The sequence below is a fragment of the Planctomonas psychrotolerans genome (genome assembly GCF_008642235.1).
In the GTDB taxonomy this organism is placed as follows: Bacteria; Actinomycetota; Actinomycetes; order Actinomycetales; family Microbacteriaceae; genus Planctomonas; species Planctomonas psychrotolerans.
This window is the reverse complement of the sequence record NZ_SJEV01000001.1, coordinates 1,811,871-1,827,463: the sequence shown is the minus strand read 5'-3', so window position 1 is coordinate 1,827,463 and position 15,593 is coordinate 1,811,871. Positions and strand designations below refer to the sequence as shown.

Annotated in this window: 12 protein-coding genes; all 12 read right to left on the bottom strand. The window is 67.4% G+C overall.

The annotated features are described in order from the left end of the window. Positions 1–96: 96 nt before the first annotated feature. The 12 genes from EY822_RS08320 to EY822_RS08265 all read right to left on the bottom strand — a co-directional run bounded on the left by EY822_RS08320 (position 97) and on the right by EY822_RS08265 (position 15,568). Entirely contained in the window at positions 97–900 is an 804-nt protein-coding gene (locus EY822_RS08320) for a hypothetical protein (RefSeq protein WP_150307842.1), read from the bottom strand. Next, entirely contained in the window at positions 897–1,568 is a 672-nt protein-coding gene (locus EY822_RS08315) for a hypothetical protein (protein ID WP_150307841.1), read from the bottom strand. The genes EY822_RS08320 and EY822_RS08315 overlap by 4 nt, the downstream gene beginning before the upstream one ends. Continuing rightward, positions 1,565–2,614, bottom strand: a complete 1,050-nt coding sequence (gene pilM / locus EY822_RS08310) for a type IV pilus assembly protein PilM (RefSeq protein WP_150307840.1) — start codon at positions 2,612–2,614, stop codon at positions 1,565–1,567. The genes EY822_RS08315 and pilM overlap by 4 nt, the downstream gene beginning before the upstream one ends. A gap of 35 nt (positions 2,615–2,649) precedes the next feature. After that, complete coding sequence (locus tag EY822_RS08305; protein WP_150307839.1) at positions 2,650–3,477, bottom strand: prepilin peptidase; 828 nt, start codon at positions 3,475–3,477, stop codon at positions 2,650–2,652. A gap of 45 nt (positions 3,478–3,522) precedes the next feature. Beyond that, positions 3,523–5,151: a hypothetical protein gene (locus tag EY822_RS08300; RefSeq protein ID WP_150307838.1), complete on the bottom strand. Its 1,629-nt coding sequence runs from the start codon at positions 5,149–5,151 to the stop codon at positions 3,523–3,525. Further along, positions 5,142–5,747: a hypothetical protein gene (locus EY822_RS08295; protein WP_150307837.1), complete on the bottom strand. Its 606-nt coding sequence runs from the start codon at positions 5,745–5,747 to the stop codon at positions 5,142–5,144. Before EY822_RS08295 ends, EY822_RS08300 begins: the two co-directional genes overlap by 10 nt. After that, positions 5,744–6,163, bottom strand: a complete 420-nt coding sequence (locus tag EY822_RS08290) for a type IV pilus modification PilV family protein (RefSeq protein ID WP_150307836.1) — start codon at positions 6,161–6,163, stop codon at positions 5,744–5,746. The genes EY822_RS08295 and EY822_RS08290 overlap by 4 nt, the downstream gene beginning before the upstream one ends. Before the next feature lie 134 nt (positions 6,164–6,297). Next, on the bottom strand, positions 6,298–6,735 hold the full coding sequence (locus EY822_RS08285) for a type IV pilin protein (protein ID WP_227497317.1): 438 nt from the start codon (positions 6,733–6,735) through the stop codon (positions 6,298–6,300). 152 nt (positions 6,736–6,887) lie between these two features. Continuing rightward, the gene (locus EY822_RS08280) at positions 6,888–8,117 is read right to left on the bottom strand and encodes a type II secretion system F family protein (protein WP_150307835.1); all 1,230 of its coding nucleotides are present in this window, start codon (positions 8,115–8,117) and stop codon (positions 6,888–6,890) included. Then, on the bottom strand, positions 8,117–9,490 hold the full coding sequence (locus EY822_RS08275) for a type IV pilus twitching motility protein PilT (protein WP_150307834.1): 1,374 nt from the start codon (positions 9,488–9,490) through the stop codon (positions 8,117–8,119). The genes EY822_RS08280 and EY822_RS08275 overlap by 1 nt, the downstream gene beginning before the upstream one ends. A 65-nt stretch (positions 9,491–9,555) precedes the next feature. Further along, a complete protein-coding gene (locus EY822_RS08270) occupies positions 9,556–11,226 on the bottom strand; it encodes a GspE/PulE family protein (protein ID WP_150307833.1) in 1,671 nt (556 codons plus the stop codon). A gap of 442 nt (positions 11,227–11,668) precedes the next feature. Beyond that, positions 11,669–15,568: a DNA-directed RNA polymerase subunit beta' gene (locus EY822_RS08265; protein ID WP_150307832.1), complete on the bottom strand. Its 3,900-nt coding sequence runs from the start codon at positions 15,566–15,568 to the stop codon at positions 11,669–11,671. Positions 15,569–15,593: the final 25 nt, after the last annotated feature.

The window sequence follows — 15,593 nt, the reverse complement described above, 5'->3', positions numbered from 1 at the left end:
GACGCAGAGCGCGATCGGACGATTAGACGATAGACGATCGGAGGGCATGCTGGATACGCCCCCGAGAGGGGGTGTTTCGACGCGGCTGTGAGCGGGTCAGGGCGCCGCCGCTTCGATCCCTTCCGGGTCAGTCGCCGGGGCGTCCGCGGCCCCATCCGCGGGACGGTCCGCCGCAGACGGATCGACCAGTACGTAGATGATTCCCGTCATTCGCGCGGTGTACTCGCTGGTTCCCCCGCGTGAGGTGGAGAAGTCGCTGAGGAGGACGAGACGGTCGGTCGACTGGACCCCCTCCAGGAAGCTGAGCACGTTGGATTCGCCACCCGACACCTCCATCGTGACGGTGATCGCGACGAAGTTCGACGCGGTGACCAGCGGGCTGACCACCGGCACCGGAGGCGCCGGCGTTCCGTCCGGCGCGGTCAGCACGATCTCCGGCGCGACCGCCGCTGCGGCCGGCTCCGCGCCCTCGGCGCTTCCACCTTCGACAGTCCCGCCACCCTCGACAGCACCGCCATCGACCGGCGGGACGACTCCGGCCGCGACAGCCTGCGGTGCGTAGGCCTGCGCCTCCCCTGCCGTGAAGCTGGTGAACGCCACGCCTCTGCTGGTCGCGAGCGAGTTCAGCTGTGAGAACAGCTCCGCGAGATGAGCCTCGCCCGGCACCGCCTCCTGCAGGTCCGCGAGCTCGCGGCGAAGCCCGTCGATGCCCTCGTACTGCTCCTTGATTTCGGCCAGCGCCCGTTCCTGCACGGCATTGACCGTTTGCGTCTCGACGAGTGATGCTCGCGCGAGCCGCGCGTTCTCCAATTGCGGGGCGATGCCCAGCAGCCACCCGAGGGTGGTGACGACCGCGACCAGTATCAGTGCGCCGATTCCCCAAACCTTCGTGATGCTCATTCCGAGTCCTCCGTGCTGAATCGGTTGGCGTAGGCGCGGGAATCCACGTGGAGGGTCAGCTCCACGGTGTATCCGCCACCGGTGCCCGTGGTGCTGACGGTGTTCGGGGTCGCGTCCGCGAATCCGGGAAGATCGCGCAGGGCGTCGAGCCACTTCGGCACATCGGCCAGATCGGGCACCTGCGCCGTTGCGGTGATCGTCGCCACCCGCTGGGGCTGAAGCGGCGCGGTGGCCTGCGCGTACGCCTCGAGTGGCGTGGCGGAGTCGACGGTCAACTCGGTGATGCTGGAACCGGCGGGAAGGGTCGCGTTGAGTTCGCCGAGGTACTCGGTCCAGTCGATCTCCGTCGATGCACCCACCATGCGAGCAGCTTCCGTGGTGCGTACGCGGTCGGCGATGACGCGGACCTCCACGTACTTCCCCTGTTCGGCGAGCAGTTCCTCGGTTCGTGCCTGTTCCCGCAGCAGGGCCTGTTCGGCCGAGGTGGCGTCGACGGTGGCCCAGGCGACCCCTCCCCCCACTGCGAGAAGCGCTACCATCACGACTCCGAGGAGGGCACGCCGGAGCGCCTTGCCTTTCCGTGCCTGCGCGACCTCCGGCGGGAGCAGGCTGATTCGTGGCTCACCGCCCACGACCGCGGCTTTCTCAGTGCTTCTCGAGCGCATCATGCGGCGCTCCCCAGAGCGAGACCGAGCGCAACGGTCATCGCGCCGCGTCGTTCGGCCAGCCGGGCGAGGTCGACGTTCTTGCCGAGGGTGACCGTGCTGAAGGCGTCGGGCCGGAGAATGTCCACGCCGGTGGCCGTGGCGAGTCGCGCGGCAAGGCCGGGCAGCTGGGCTCCGCCTCCCGCCAGTACGACGGCGCTGACCGGATCGTTCTGCCGCGTGTTGGCGACGTAGTTGAGAGTGTTCTGGATGCTCTGCACCAGTTCCCGCGAGTACTCGGCGATCACATCGGCCGCGGCATGCTGGTCGGCCGGCACTGCGGAGGACTCGGACCCGATGCTCCGCTTGGCCGACTCGGCCTCATCCGGCTCCATACCGAGTCGTGCGACGAGAGCCGCCGTGACGTCGGCTCCGCCGGTGGGGATGATCCGCACGAACTGCGGCACGCCGGCCACCACAACGACGACGCTGGTCGTGGCCGCGCCCACCTCGACGAACGCCATCGAGCGGTGCTCGCTGTGAGCGCGGGCGAGAACCCGAGTGAGCGCGAAGGGGATGAGATCGACGTCGACGGTGTTGAGCCCGGCCAGCGTGACCGCCGCCACATTCCCGTTCACCGCCTCCTTCACCGCGGCGACGAGCAAGCCGTTCAGCATCGGACCGGTGTCGGTCATCGTCTCGCTCACCGGGTAGAAGTCGAGCAGGGTATCGGCCACCGGCACGGGGAGCAGATCCTGAACCTGGAAGGGCAGCGCCTCCCGCACCTGCCGCATCGACATGCGGGGCACCGACACCTCGCGGGCGAGCACGCGATGGTTGCCCATGCCGAGGACGACGTCTTTGCTGCGGAAACCACCCGCCGACCAGAGTGTGCTGAGCGCGGTGGCGACCGTGTGCGGCTCCATCACCTCGCCGCTGCGCACGGCACCCTCGGGGAGGGCGACCTCGTGGCATCGCACCACCTCCGGCATCGCCTTTCGGGAGTCCGCCACTTCCACGGCGCGTATCGACGCGCTGCCGATGTCCACGCCGACGACTGTTCTGCCCATTCGACCGTTCCCCCTTGTTGTCATGCGCCGTGCGCCTACCCCAGGCCCACGAAACGCAGGTATGCAGTCCAGATGTGTGATCCGAAGAAGATGCCGAGCCATGCCCCGCCCAGCATCCACGGCCCGAACGGTATGCCGGTGCGACGGTGCGCCCGCCGACTGGCGAGCAGGATCACGGAGTAGACACCACCGAGTACGAACGCGGCGAAGAAGCCGACGAGCAGCTCTCCCCAGCCCAGCCAGCCGAGGAACAGACCGAGCACGCCGGCGAGCTTGACGTCACCGAATCCCATGCCGCCCGCGAACAGCACGGCCATGGCGAGGTACACGCCTCCCATCGCCATCGCTCCGACGCCGGCGCGGAGCAGGGCCTCGGCATCCGGAGTGAGCAGCGCCGCAACGGCGAGCGCCGCGATACCGACGACGTAGGCAGGCAGCACGATCGCGTTGGGGAGCCGGTGAGTCTCGAGGTCGATCGTCGCGAGCGCCACGGAGATCGCGGCGAGATAGAGGTAGGCGACGAGAACGACTGCCTCGGCGGCGACCTCGGTGCCGGTGTCCGCGCGAACCAGGGCGCCTGCGAACCGAACCGCGGTGACGGCGAAGAAGATTGCCGTTCCGAGCTCGATGAGCGGATACCGCGCGGGAATACCCATGCGGCAGTCGCGACAGCGACCGCGGAGGAGAAGCCAGGACAGCACCGGCACGTTGTCGCGTCGTCGGATGGGTGTTCCGCACCCCGGGCAGGCGCTCGCCGGTGACACCACGGACTCGCCCCGAGGCACGCGGTGGATCACCACGTTGAGGAACGACCCGATGAGCAGCCCGAGGATCCCGGCGGCGGCGCCCAGTGCGACGGTCATGCGGGGTCCTTTCCGGGTTCAGGGCAGTCGGTTGCGGGCATCGGGTCAGGACAGTTCGCGGATGCTGCGGAGGTTGGCCAGGTGGCCGCCGTTCAGTACGAGAGTCGGGGGCAGGCCTCCGGTGAAGCTCACGCCGGGCACTCCCACCGGAACGAAGGTGAGTTTGGCCTGCTGGCCGAACTCGACCTCGCCGCCGTAGATCTGGCCACGCCAGCCATCACGATCGCTGTACACGGTGCAGGGAGTGTAGGCCATCGCCGAAATAGTGAGGGCGATGTCGGCCTCGTTGTGGAGGTAGATGTCGCCGGCCGTGGCGGAGGGGCAGGTGGGCAGGCCATCCGCGGTGTTGTCGGGCACGATGAACCACACGTTCTGATTCGCGGCGGTCGCCGACTCCAGCCGTAGCTTGTCGAAACTGAATGACTGCGCGATGAAGGCGATCTTCGTCTTCAACGCCAGCGGATCGACCGTGCTCAGGGTGTGGATGCCGGCGGGTCCGCAGCCGAGTGCGTTGACCACCGTCGGCGTGGTGCGGGTCGCCAGAGCGGCCCATCGCGGGTCGCCGTGGCCGATCGAGCAGGATCCGGTCCAGGTGATCTCCGTGAAGCCGTTGTTCGCCCAGGTGCTCGACGGGTATGGCACGTCGGTCCAGTTCGGGATGAGCGGAAGGGGCGGCGCGGAAAGACCGCCCACGTTCGTGCTGGTCGTTCCCTGCACGGTGCCCGCGGCGCTCACCGAACCACTGGAGATGACGTTGCCCTCCACAACGGATCCGCTCGCCACCCTCGCCGCGCTCGACCCGGTGCCCGCGACCGTGATGTTCTTCTTGACCCGTGAGACGCTCGAGCTCAGCACGCTGGTCGTACCACCGGCGTAAACATTGCCGTCGACGATGCTGCCGCTACCGACGCGGGCCACATCCGACCCGGCCGCGACGCCGACGCCCGCTGCGATCACGTCGCCCCGCACGCGGCTCCCGTTCTCCGCGTGCACGTACTGGGACACGTGCACGGACCCGGTCACCGCGCAGTCCTTGAGCGCGGCGAAGCCGTTGCCGAGGATCACGTCGCCCGCGATGGTGGCGCCGTTGAGGCACGTGACGTTGCCGTTGCGGATCTGCACGTCTGCGGCGAGGCTGTTGTCGGCCGAAATGAGTTCGAAGTTCTTGAGCGCGCCCTGGATCTCGTGCGCGTACACGGCGGCGTCGATCTGCGGTACCTCGACGTAGTCGGGCACGAAGTTGAAGATCGCTTCCACCGTGCGGGTGTCGCCCGACGATGCCCCGGCGACACCGGCGGCGTTGGCAGTGCCCACCGACTCGATACGCACGAGTGTCGCGGTGTCGATGGGGCATCCGGAGACCCACCCGCCGCCGGCGTCGTACTGCACCCGTGCCCGGTACGCCGGCGCGGTGGTGGACTCGTAGACGCCGGAGACCGAGCCGCAGCTCCCGGCGGTGAGCAGGCCGGCGCGGGCGACGTCGATGCCCGCCTCCGCGGCGGCGCGGGACTGGATGGACGCCTGCACGGAACTGGACACGCCCAAGCCGTGGATGGTGGCGGCGGCAACCGTCACGCTGATCACCGCGGTGACGGCCATGAGACCGATCACCGCGAGCATCGTGCTGCCCTCGTCCTCGTCGCGCAGACGCGCGGCGGTGCGGTTCAGAAACACGGGGCGCTCTCCGCTCCGGTCGGTGACACGGGCTGGCGGCTGAGTGCCGACGTCTTGATCAGTACCGGCTTGCCGGTGCCCGCGGCGACCTCGACGGTGAGGTCCACTCGGCGCTCGGTGGCGTCGAGATCGAAGACGGGACTGCCCGCGGAGGGCGCGGCGCCATCGACGAGCAGCGTCCAGCCGGACAGGGCCGCAGCCGTGGGCGTCGGAATGAGGCTCGTCGACCGTGTGGTGCGCACCTCTCCGCCGCCGAAGTGCCAGGCCTGGCACGACCAGGTCTCGGTGGCGCCCGATCCGACGGTGCGGACGAGCAGGAGCTCGGTGCCGGGAGCGGGTTCGCTCCACGCGATCGCGCTCGCGTTGCGCACCCCGGTGGTGACCGATTGCGAGACGAGCTGGCCGGTGCTCGTCGCGTCGGTGGAGGTGCGCACGAGTTGTTCGGCGCGCAGCGAGTTGATGAGGATACCGCCCACGATCAGCAGCACGACGATGGAGAGCATGGAGTAGATCAGGAGTTCCACGAGGGTGAAGCCGCGCTCGTAGCGGGCTTCTCCGCGGTCGTTGCGTGCGGCTCTGCGGACGTCGGTGCTCATGCGGCCGACTCCACGAAGACGAGGGTGACGGCCTCGGAGAGCGATCGGGTGTCGCCGACCTCGGTGACCCACACCCGCACGGGAACGGTGCCCGGGAACGAGGAGGGGCAGGGGCTGACGGCCCGCCGCGGCTGGTACTCCACACCGCGAGGATCGGTGGTCGGGGCGGGCAGGGTGTCGTCGAAGGCCTGCACGGCGGCACAGGTCGGGCCGAGGGCTCGTGCGGCGTCGAGCTGCTGGCCGACGAGCTGGCTTGCCGACGCGAAAGACGTGTTGGTCGCGGTGGTGGTCATCGAGGTGACCAGCAGCGGAAGGAAGGCGATGGCGAGGATGCCGAGCAGGAACATCGACACGACGATCTCGATCATGCCGAAGCCGGCGTCGCCATCGTCAGGCGTTGTGCGAACTGTGGACATCTTGATCCCCCTCTCGATGTTCCAACGTGTCAGAGTCTGTGACCTGCTGGACGTGCTGTTAAGACGTGCTGGTCGCACAACGGTGGGATGCCGCGGAACGCGACATCCCACCGTTCTTCGGGTGCTAGGTGGTGCTAGGGCGTGAAGACACCGGCTGCGCAGGTGCCCTTGGCGACACCGGAGTCGTCCGTCGCGCCATACGACTGGCTGGTCTCGGTGTGGATGGCGTCGATGCAGAAGCCATCCTTGATGCCACCGGCCGGGACGGTCACCTCGACCGTGACCTTGCCGGACGGTGCGAAGCCGTCCAGCGAGCTCGCGGTCAACACGCCGGTCGGCACGGCGGCGCCCGTAACGAGCTGAGCAATGACGGCCGTCTTCGCGCTCGAAACGTCGGACTGGGCCGCACTCTCCTTGGCGGCGGTCTGCTGGCCGAGGAAGATCGGGATGGCGATGGCGGCGAGAACGCCGATGATGAGCACGACCACGAGGAGCTCGATGAGGGTGAATCCCTTGTCATCGTTCTTCAGTGCGTCGCGGCGGGCGGTCAGTGCGTCGGAAAAGCGGATCATCACGGTGCTGTCCTATCTAGGTGAGTGAATGTTTCAGGCCGTCCCCCCACGGTGATGACCCTGATCAAAACGCTATGCGGGCCCGGGAAATCCGGGCATCCCTTGAATAGGGGGTTTAAGCGCAGAGCGCGCCCCCAGTCCGGGGGCACGCGCTACTTGATGTTCTCGAAGATGGTGAAGACGGGGAGGTAGAGCGCCACGATCATGCCGCCGATCACCACGCCGATGAAGGCGATCATGAGCGGTTCGATGAGGGCGGTGAGCTGCTCCGTGGTGGAGGTGACCTCTTCGTCGTAGAAGTCGGCGATCTTGCTCAGCATCTGTTCCATCGCGCCCGAGTCCTCGCCTACCGCGATCATCTGCGACACCATCGACGGGAACACGGGTTCCGCCGAGAGCGGTCCGGCCACCGACTTGCCCGTGCGCACGGAGTCCTGCACCTTGATCAGCGCCTGTTCGATCACCCAGTTGCCCGACGTCTCCCCGACGATGGCGAGCGACTGCAGGATGGGCACGCCCGACGACATCATGGTCGAGAAATTGCGACTGAATCGCGCGATCGCGACCTTGGTGAACAGCGGACCGAACACCGGCAGCTTCAGGATGGCGGGCTCCACGATGCGTCGCACGCGGTCGGTGTTCTTGTTCTTACGCCACCAGAAGGAGAAGAACACGGCGCCTATCGCGAGCGGTGGTCCGATCCAGATCATCACCTTCGACAGCAGCACCAGGAACTGCGTGGGCAGCGGGAGTTCGCCGCCCAGATTGGCGAACATCTGCTCGAAGATCGGCACGATGAAGATGAGCATGCCGATGACGGCGAGCACCGCCATGATCAACACGATCACCGGGTAGGTGAGTGCGGACTTCACGGTGCCGCGGAGCTTCACCTCCGCCTCGTAGTTGTTCGCGATCGACTCGAGCGATCCCTCGAGGAAGCCGCCCGTCTCCCCCGCGCGCACGAGGTTGATCATCAGCGGCGGGAAGATCTCGGCGTGCTTGCGCATCGCATCGGACAGGCTCACGCCGGTCTCCACGTCGTTCCGCACCGTCTCGAGTGTCTTGGCGAGCGTGGGATTCTCGGTCTGGTCCGCGAGGATGTGCAGCGCCCGCAGCAGTGACAGGCCGGCCGAGATCATGGTCGCCATCTGGCGGCTCATCACGGCGAGGTCCTTGAGCCCGACGGCTTTGGTGAAGCCCCCGAAGGTGATCTCCCGGTTGAGTCCGGTGCCCGCCGAGGCCTCGCTGATGGAGATCGGCGCGAGTCCCATCGTGCGCAGTCGCGACGCGACGGCGGCCTCGGTGGCGGCATCCACCCGACCCTTGACCACCTTGCCCGACGTGTCGCGGCCGCGGTATGCGTAGGTCTGCGTTGCTGCCATCAGCTCGTCCTCCTCGAGAAGGAGTCGCCGAAGTCGATGCCGCCGAGCCCGGATGTGGTCGGTCGGGAGTCGTCGCGATGCATGAGGCGCTTGATGCCCTCCGCGTCGTGGGCCTTCTCCATCGCGGCCTTCTGGCTGATTTTCCCGGCATTGACCAGGTCGGCGAGGTGCTGGTCCATGGTGTTCATGCCGAGATCGCGACCCGCCTGCATGGACGAGAGGATCTGATAGGTCTTGCCCTCGCGGATGAGGTTTCCGATGGCCGGCGTGGTGACGAGCACCTCGGTCGCGACCACCCGGCCGCGACCGTCCGCCTTCTTCACGAGCGTCTGGCAGACGACGCCCCGCAGCGTGGCGGCGAGCTGTGCCCGCACCTGGCCCTGCTGGTGCGGGGGGAACACGTCGATGACGCGGTCGATCGTCTGGGCGGCATCCTGGGTGTGCAGGGTGGCGAACACGAGGTGCCCGGTCTCGGCGGCGGTGAGCGCGACGGAGATCGTCTCGAGGTCCCGAAGCTCGCCCACGAGGATCACGTCGGGGTCCTGCCGCAGCACGTGCTTGAGCGCAGCGCCGAAGCTGTGCGTGTCGTTCCCAACCTCGCGCTGGTTCACCAGCGACAGGTGGTTGGAGTGCAGGAACTCGATCGGGTCTTCGACCGTCATGATGTGGTCGGCGCGGGTGCGGTTTACCAGGTCCACGAGCGCGGCCAGGGTGGTCGACTTGCCGGATCCGGTGGGGCCGGTGACGAGCACGAGGCCGCGGGCCAGGGTGGAGAACTGGGCGACACTGTCGGGCACGCCGAGGTCCTGCAACGACTTGATCTCGGTGGGGATCAGTCGGAACGCCGCCCCGACCGCGCCGCGCTGCTGATAGATGTTCACCCGGAAGCGGGCGTTGCTCGAGATGGTGTACGCGAAGTCCAGTTCGAGGTCGCGCTCGAACGTCTCCCGCTGAGCCGGCGTCATGATGCTCCGCAGCGCCGAGGTGACCTTGTCCCTCCCCCAGGGCGACGAACCGGGAATGGGCTTCAGCCCGCCGTCCAACCGGATGGTCGGTGCGGCGTTCACCGTCACGTGCAGGTCGGAGGCCTTGAGGTCGAGCACGTCATTGAGGGCGGCGACGAGGTCCGCATCCGCGTTGTGACGGCCCACCGCCGCTCCGGATCCCGCGGCGGTCTCCGTTACCGGCTCCGCGGGGGCCACCGTTGTCGGGATGGCATGCGACGGCGTGGCGCGTGGTGACGCGTCGTCGATCTCCCACATTGGGGCCTCGTCGACCTCGTAGGTGAGCCGCCCGCCGCTTCCGGCGGCGGCGTACGGCCGTCGATCGTCCCCCGGCGTCGTGACCGGTATTTCGTAGATCGGATGTTCCATTGCTGTGTCCCCCCATTGCACTTCCCCACCCTGCGGCGCGTCCCCTCGCGCCGTCAGGCCCGTCGTTATGCGACCACGCGCAGAATCTCCTCCACCGAGGTGTACCCCAGCAGCGCCTTGGCCCAGCCGTCTTCGCGGAGCGTGATCATCCCCTGCTCGCGGGCGGTGTGCGCGATGTCCGCGCTCGACGACCGTGCCACCGCATGGCGCTCGATCTCCTCGGTGACCTGCATGACCTCGTGCACGGCGATGCGGCCGCGGTACCCGGTGTTCGAGCAGGACGAGCACCCGACCGGCCGGTAGAGCGTGGCAGGCGGGGCGTCGAGTCCCGGTCCGAGACGCAGTCGGGCCAGTTCCTCGGGATCGTGCTGATACGCCGCCTTGCAGCGGTCGCACAACCGACGAGCGAGTCGCTGGGCGACCACGCAGTCGAGGGCGGAGCCGACGAGGAAAGGTTCGATGCCCATTTCGGTGAGGCGAGTCACGGCGCTCGGTGCGTCGTTGGTGTGCAGCGTGGAGAGCACGAGGTGGCCGGTGAGGGCGGCCTCGATAGCGATCTGCGCGGTCTCGTGGTCGCGGATCTCGCCGAGCAGCACCACGTCGGGGTCGGACCGCAGGATGGAGCGGAGGGCGCTGGCGAAGGTCAGTCCTGCCTTCGGGTTCACCTGCACCTGATTGATGCCGGGCATCCGGTACTCCACCGGGTCCTCGACCGTGATCACGTTGATCTCCGGACGGGCCACGGTGTTCAGCGTCGTGTACAGGGTGGTCGACTTGCCCGACCCGGTGGGGCCGGTGACGAGGATCATCCCGTACGGCTTCGAATAGGACTGGCGGTAGGCCTCGAAGTTGCGGTCGAGCAGGTGCAGTTCGCGCAGGTCCATGTTCGACGCGGCATTGTCGAGGATGCGCATGACGACCTTCTCGCCCCACACCGTGGGCAGGGTGGCCACGCGGAGGTCGATGCGCCGGCCGCCGTGCGAAACCGACATGCGGCCGTCCTGCGGCTTCCGCCGCTCGGCGATATCGATGTCGCTCATGATCTTGAGCCGCGAGATGACGCCGTTCTGGATGCTCTTGGGCGCGCGCTGCATCTCGTGCAATACGCCGTCGATACGGTAACGGACCCGCACGTCCTTCTCCGCAGGCTCGATGTGGATGTCGGACGCGCGGTCCTGGATCGCCTGGCTGACCAGCAAATTGACGAAGCGCACGATGGGTGCGTCGTCATCCACGTCGGCACCGCCGATGCCGCTCGACGCATCCTGCTCCTCGTGCTCCTCCTCGATGGCCGAGGTGAGGTCGCTGAGTTCGCCGTCCGCACGGTGGAAGCGATCGAGGGCGGCAAGGAGGTCGGGCTGCGAGGCCACGACCGGCGTGACCTGCATGCGGGCGGCCGAACGCACGTCATCGAGGGCGAACACGTTGCCGGGGTCGACCATGGCCAGAGTGATCCGGTCGTCGGTGATGGCGATCGGCAGTACCTGATACCGGCGGCACATCGACGCGGGCACCAGCGCGACGGCGGTGCGATCGACCGGATAGTCGACGAGCTCGACGAGGGGCAACCCGGCTCGAGCGGCCCGCGCGGACGCCAGCTGGGCCTCGGACACGTGCCCGTCGGCGACGAGTGCACGCACGGCTGCCTCGTCCTCGGACGCGCCGGCCACCGTCCGGTCGAGATGTTCGATGGGAAGGGCACCGTGGAGGATCAGAATCTCCGTCAGGTACGCCACTGGGTCTCCTTGCACGCGGTCGGAATCGACCTACCCGCGGGTATCAACATTGGGAACGGCGGACTTCCACCGAGTGCAAAAGTATCCCGGGGCGATATTCGGCGACAGCCCCACATCGGGGGCATCCCGCCCCCGTCCCGAACTCCCGACGCACCCCCGCTCCCCGAGCTGGTCGACGCGCCGCGTCGCGCGCCGCGACCCCTCTCGCGCGGGCGCCGCGGTGTCGATCACGCGCTGCAGATACGGCCGCTGGCGCCACCCTTTCCGTCAATCGCCCCCGAAGCTACTATCGCGATTGACGAAATCGGCGGCGCCGGCGGCGGATGCCCCTTCGACAGGCTCAGGGACCGCGGGCTCAGCGACCGCGGGAGACGCACCGACCGCAGGGCACGAGAAAGGGCCCCGCCGAAGCGGGGCCCTTCCGTCGTACCGTGCGTACGGTTTAGTTGTACGTACCCGGGGTGTAGTCGTCCGAGCTGAAGCTGTCGAAGTCGACGAAGCTCAGGTCGTTCTCGTTGAACACCGACTCATCCGTGAAGATGCGGTTCGGGTAACGCTCGGCCTTCGCCTCCTCCGTCGCCGTGACCGTGACGTCGCGGTACTTCGCGAGTCCGGTTCCGGCGGGGATGAGCTTTCCGATGATGACGTTCTCCTTGAGCCCCATCAGCGGGTCGGACTTGCCCTCCATCGCGGCCTGCGTGAGCACGCGGGTCGTCTCCTGGAAGGACGCGGCCGACAGCCACGACTCGGTCGCGAGGGACGCCTTGGTGATACCCATGACCTCCTGGCGAGCCGATGCCGTGCGCTTGCCCTCGGCGAGAGCGGCACGGTTGAGCTGGTTGTACCGCGCGCGGTCGACGAGCTCACCGGGCAGCAGGTCGGTGTCGGCGTGGTCGACGACGGTGACCTTGCGGAGCATCTGACGAACGATGACCTCGATGTGCTTGTCGTGGATCGGCACACCCTGCGAGCGGTAGACGCCCTGCACACCACCGACAAGGTGCTTCTGCACCTCGCGCACGCCCTTGACCCGGAGAACCTCCTTCGGGTCCACGGCGCCGACGTGCAGCTGCTGTCCGAGTTCGACGTGCTCGCCGTCCTCTATCAGCAGGGTCGCACGCTTCAGCACCGGGTAGGCGATCGGCTCGTCACCGTTGTCGGGGGTCAGGATCAGCTTGCGGCTGCGGTCCGTGTCCTCGATCGTGATGCGGCCGGCGGCCTCCGCGATGGGCGACGCACCCTTGGGGGTGCGAGCCTCGAAGAGCTCCTGCACGCGGGGTAGACCCTGCGTGATGTCGTCGGCGGATGCCACACCACCGGTGTGGAAGGTGCGCATCGTGAGCTGCGTTCCGGGCTCACCGATCGACTGGGCCGCGATGATACCCACGGCCTCGCCGATGTCGACGAGCATTCCGGTGGCGAGCGAGCGGCCGTAGCAGGCAGCACACACACCGACGGCGGACTCGCAGGTGAGCACCGAGCGGACCCGGATGTTCATCACGCCCGCGGCGACGAGCTTGTCGATGAGCACGTCACCGACGTCCTCACCAGCCTCGGCGACGACGTTGCCCTCGGGGTCCTCCGCCGGAGCCGCGAGGCTTCGTGCGTAGACCGAGTTCTCGACGTTGGAGTCCTTGACCAGGTTGCCCGACGAGTCCTTCGCCGCGATCGGCAGCTCGAGACCCTTCGACGTTCCGCAGTCGTCTTCGCGGATGATGACATCCTGCGAGACGTCGACGAGACGACGCGTGAGGTAACCGGAGTCGGCGGTACGCAGCGCCGTGTCGGCCAGACCCTTGCGGGCACCGTGGGTCGAGATGAAGTACTCGGCCACGGTGAGGCCTTCACGGTAGGAGTGCACGATCGGGCGAGGGATGATCTCACCCTTCGGGTTCGACACCAGACCACGCATACCGGCGATCTGACGAACCTGCATCCAGTTACCACGGGCGCCGGACGACACCATGCGGTTGATGTTGTTGTCGGCGGGGAGGTTGTCCTCCATCGCCTTCGCAACCTCGGCGGTGGCGCGGTTCCAGATCTCGATGAGCTCCTGACGGCGCTCGGCGTCGGTCGTGAGTCCCTTCTCGAACTGGCCCTGAACCTTGGCGGCCTGCTTCTCGTAACCGGAGAGGATGGCTGCCTTGTTCGGCGGCGTCAGCACGTCGGACAGGGCGACGGTCACACCGGAGCGCGTGGCCCAGTGGAAACCGGCGTCCTTGATGCGGTCGAGCGTGGCCGCGACCTCCACCTTGGGGTAGCGCTCCGCCAGGTCGTTGACGATGGCGGAGAGCTGGCCCTTGTCGGCGACCTCTTCGATGTAGGGGTAGTCCTCGGGCAGCGCCTCGTTGAACAGCGCGCGACCGAGGGTGGTCTCGAGCAGCACGGGGGCCGTAGCACGGCCCTTGTCGTCCAGCTCGACGCCCTCCGGCGCGGCACCATCCACGAAGTGCAGGTTCTCGAGGCGGATGCGCACCTTGGCGTTCAGATCGAGCGAACCCTGATCCTTGGCGAGGATGGCCTCGGCCACGGAGGAGAACGCCCGGCCCTCGCCCACGACACCCTCCTTGAGGGTGGTGAGGTGGTGCAGACCGATGATCATGTCCTGCGTGGGCAGCGTGACCGGACGTCCGTCGGACGGCTTCAGGATGTTGTTCGACGCGAGCATCAGGATGCGCGCCTCGGCCTGGGCCTCGACCGACAGCGGCAGGTGCACGGCCATCTGGTCGCCATCGAAGTCGGCGTTGAACGCGGCGCACACCAGCGGGTGAAGCTGGATGGCCTTGCCCTCCACGAGCTGAGGCTCGAACGCCTGGATGCCCAGACGGTGCAGGGTGGGTGCGCGGTTCAGCAGCACGGGGCGCTCGCGGATGATCTCCTCGAGCACGTCCCACACCTGCGGACGGCTGCGCTCGACCATGCGCTTCGCGGCCTTGATGTTCTGAGCGTGGCTCAGGTCGATCAGGCGCTTGATCACGAACGGCTTGAACAGCTCCAGCGCCATCTGCTTGGGCAGACCGCACTGGTGCAGCTTCAGCTGCGGACCCACGATGATGACCGAACGGCCCGAGTAGTCCACGCGCTTGCCGAGCAGGTTCTGACGGAACCGGCCCTGCTTACCCTTCAGCATGTCGCTGAGGGACTTGAGCGCGCGGTTACCGGTACCGGTGACGGGGCGACCACGACGACCGTTGTCGAACAGCGCGTCGACGGCCTCCTGCAGCATCCGCTTCTCGTTGTTCACGATGATCTCGGGCGCACCGAGGTCGAGGAGACGACGAAGACGGTTGTTGCGGTTGATCACGCGACGGTAGAGGTCGTTGAGGTCGGAGGTCGCGAAGCGGCCACCGTCGAGCTGCACCATCGGGCGCAGCTCCGGCGGGATCACCGGAACGACCTGCAGCACCATCGCGGCCGGCGAGTTGCCGGTCTGCAGGAAGGAGCTGACCACGCGGAGACGCTTGATGGCGCGGATCTTCTTCTGACCCTTGCCGTTCGCGATCTGGTCGCGGAGGAGTTCGCCCTCGGCGGTCAGGTCGAACGCCTCGAGGCGCTTCTGGATCGCCTCGGCGCCCATGTAGGCCTCGAAGTAGATGCCGAAGCGGTCCTGCAGCTCGTGGAAGACGGCGTCCTCGGGCTTGAGGTCGCCGACCTTGAGGGAGCGGAAGTCGTCCCACACGCGCTCGAGACGAGTGATGTCCTCGTCGAACGACTTGCGGGTCTGGCTCATCTCCTTCTCGGCGCCATCCTTCACACGGCGCTTCTGGTCGCTCTTCGCGCCTTCCGCCTCCAGGGCGGCGAGGTCGGTCTCGAGCTTCGAGAGGCGGTCGGCGATGCGGGAGTCGCGCTGGTCCTCGAGGGTCTTGATCTCGAGACGCAGCTCGTTCTCGAGGCCGGGCATGTCGGCGTGACGGCCGTCCTCGTCGACCGAGATGACCATGTACGCGGCGAAGTAGATGACCTTCTCGAGGTCCTTCGGCGCCATGTCGAGCAGGTAGCCGAGGCGGCTCGGCACACCCTTGAAGTACCAGATGTGCGTGACCGGGGCGGCGAGTTCGATGTGGCCCATGCGCTCACGGCGCACCGACGACTTCGTGACCTCGACACCGCAGCGCTCGCACACGATGCCCTTGAAGCGCACGCGCTTGTACTTGCCGCACGAGCACTCCCAGTCACGGCTCGGACCGAAGATCTGCTCTCCGAAGAGGCCGTCCTTCTCGGGCTTCAGCGTGCGGTAGTTGATCGTCTCGGGCTTCTTGACCTCACCGTGCGACCAGCGACGGATGTCGTCGGCGGTGGCGAGCCCAATGCGCAGCTCGTCAAAAGTTGTTACGTCGAGCAATTTTCCTTCTCTCCTTGGAAAGCTT

Coding starts and splice junctions, on each gene's coding strand:
- EY822_RS08320 (WP_150307842.1), bottom strand. CDS start 900: ATGAGCATCACGAAGGTTTGGGGAATCGGCGCACTGATACTGGTCGCG.
- EY822_RS08315 (WP_150307841.1), bottom strand. CDS start 1,568: ATGATGCGCTCGAGAAGCACTGAGAAAGCCGCGGTCGTGGGCGGTGAG.
- pilM (WP_150307840.1), bottom strand. CDS start 2,614: ATGGGCAGAACAGTCGTCGGCGTGGACATCGGCAGCGCGTCGATACGC.
- EY822_RS08305 (WP_150307839.1), bottom strand. CDS start 3,477: ATGACCGTCGCACTGGGCGCCGCCGCCGGGATCCTCGGGCTGCTCATC.
- EY822_RS08295 (WP_150307837.1), bottom strand. CDS start 5,747: ATGAGCACCGACGTCCGCAGAGCCGCACGCAACGACCGCGGAGAAGCC.
- EY822_RS08290 (WP_150307836.1), bottom strand. CDS start 6,163: ATGTCCACAGTTCGCACAACGCCTGACGATGGCGACGCCGGCTTCGGC.
- EY822_RS08285 (WP_227497317.1), bottom strand. CDS start 6,735: ATGATCCGCTTTTCCGACGCACTGACCGCCCGCCGCGACGCACTGAAG.
- EY822_RS08280 (WP_150307835.1), bottom strand. CDS start 8,117: ATGGCAGCAACGCAGACCTACGCATACCGCGGCCGCGACACGTCGGGC.
- EY822_RS08275 (WP_150307834.1), bottom strand. CDS start 9,490: ATGGAACATCCGATCTACGAAATACCGGTCACGACGCCGGGGGACGAT.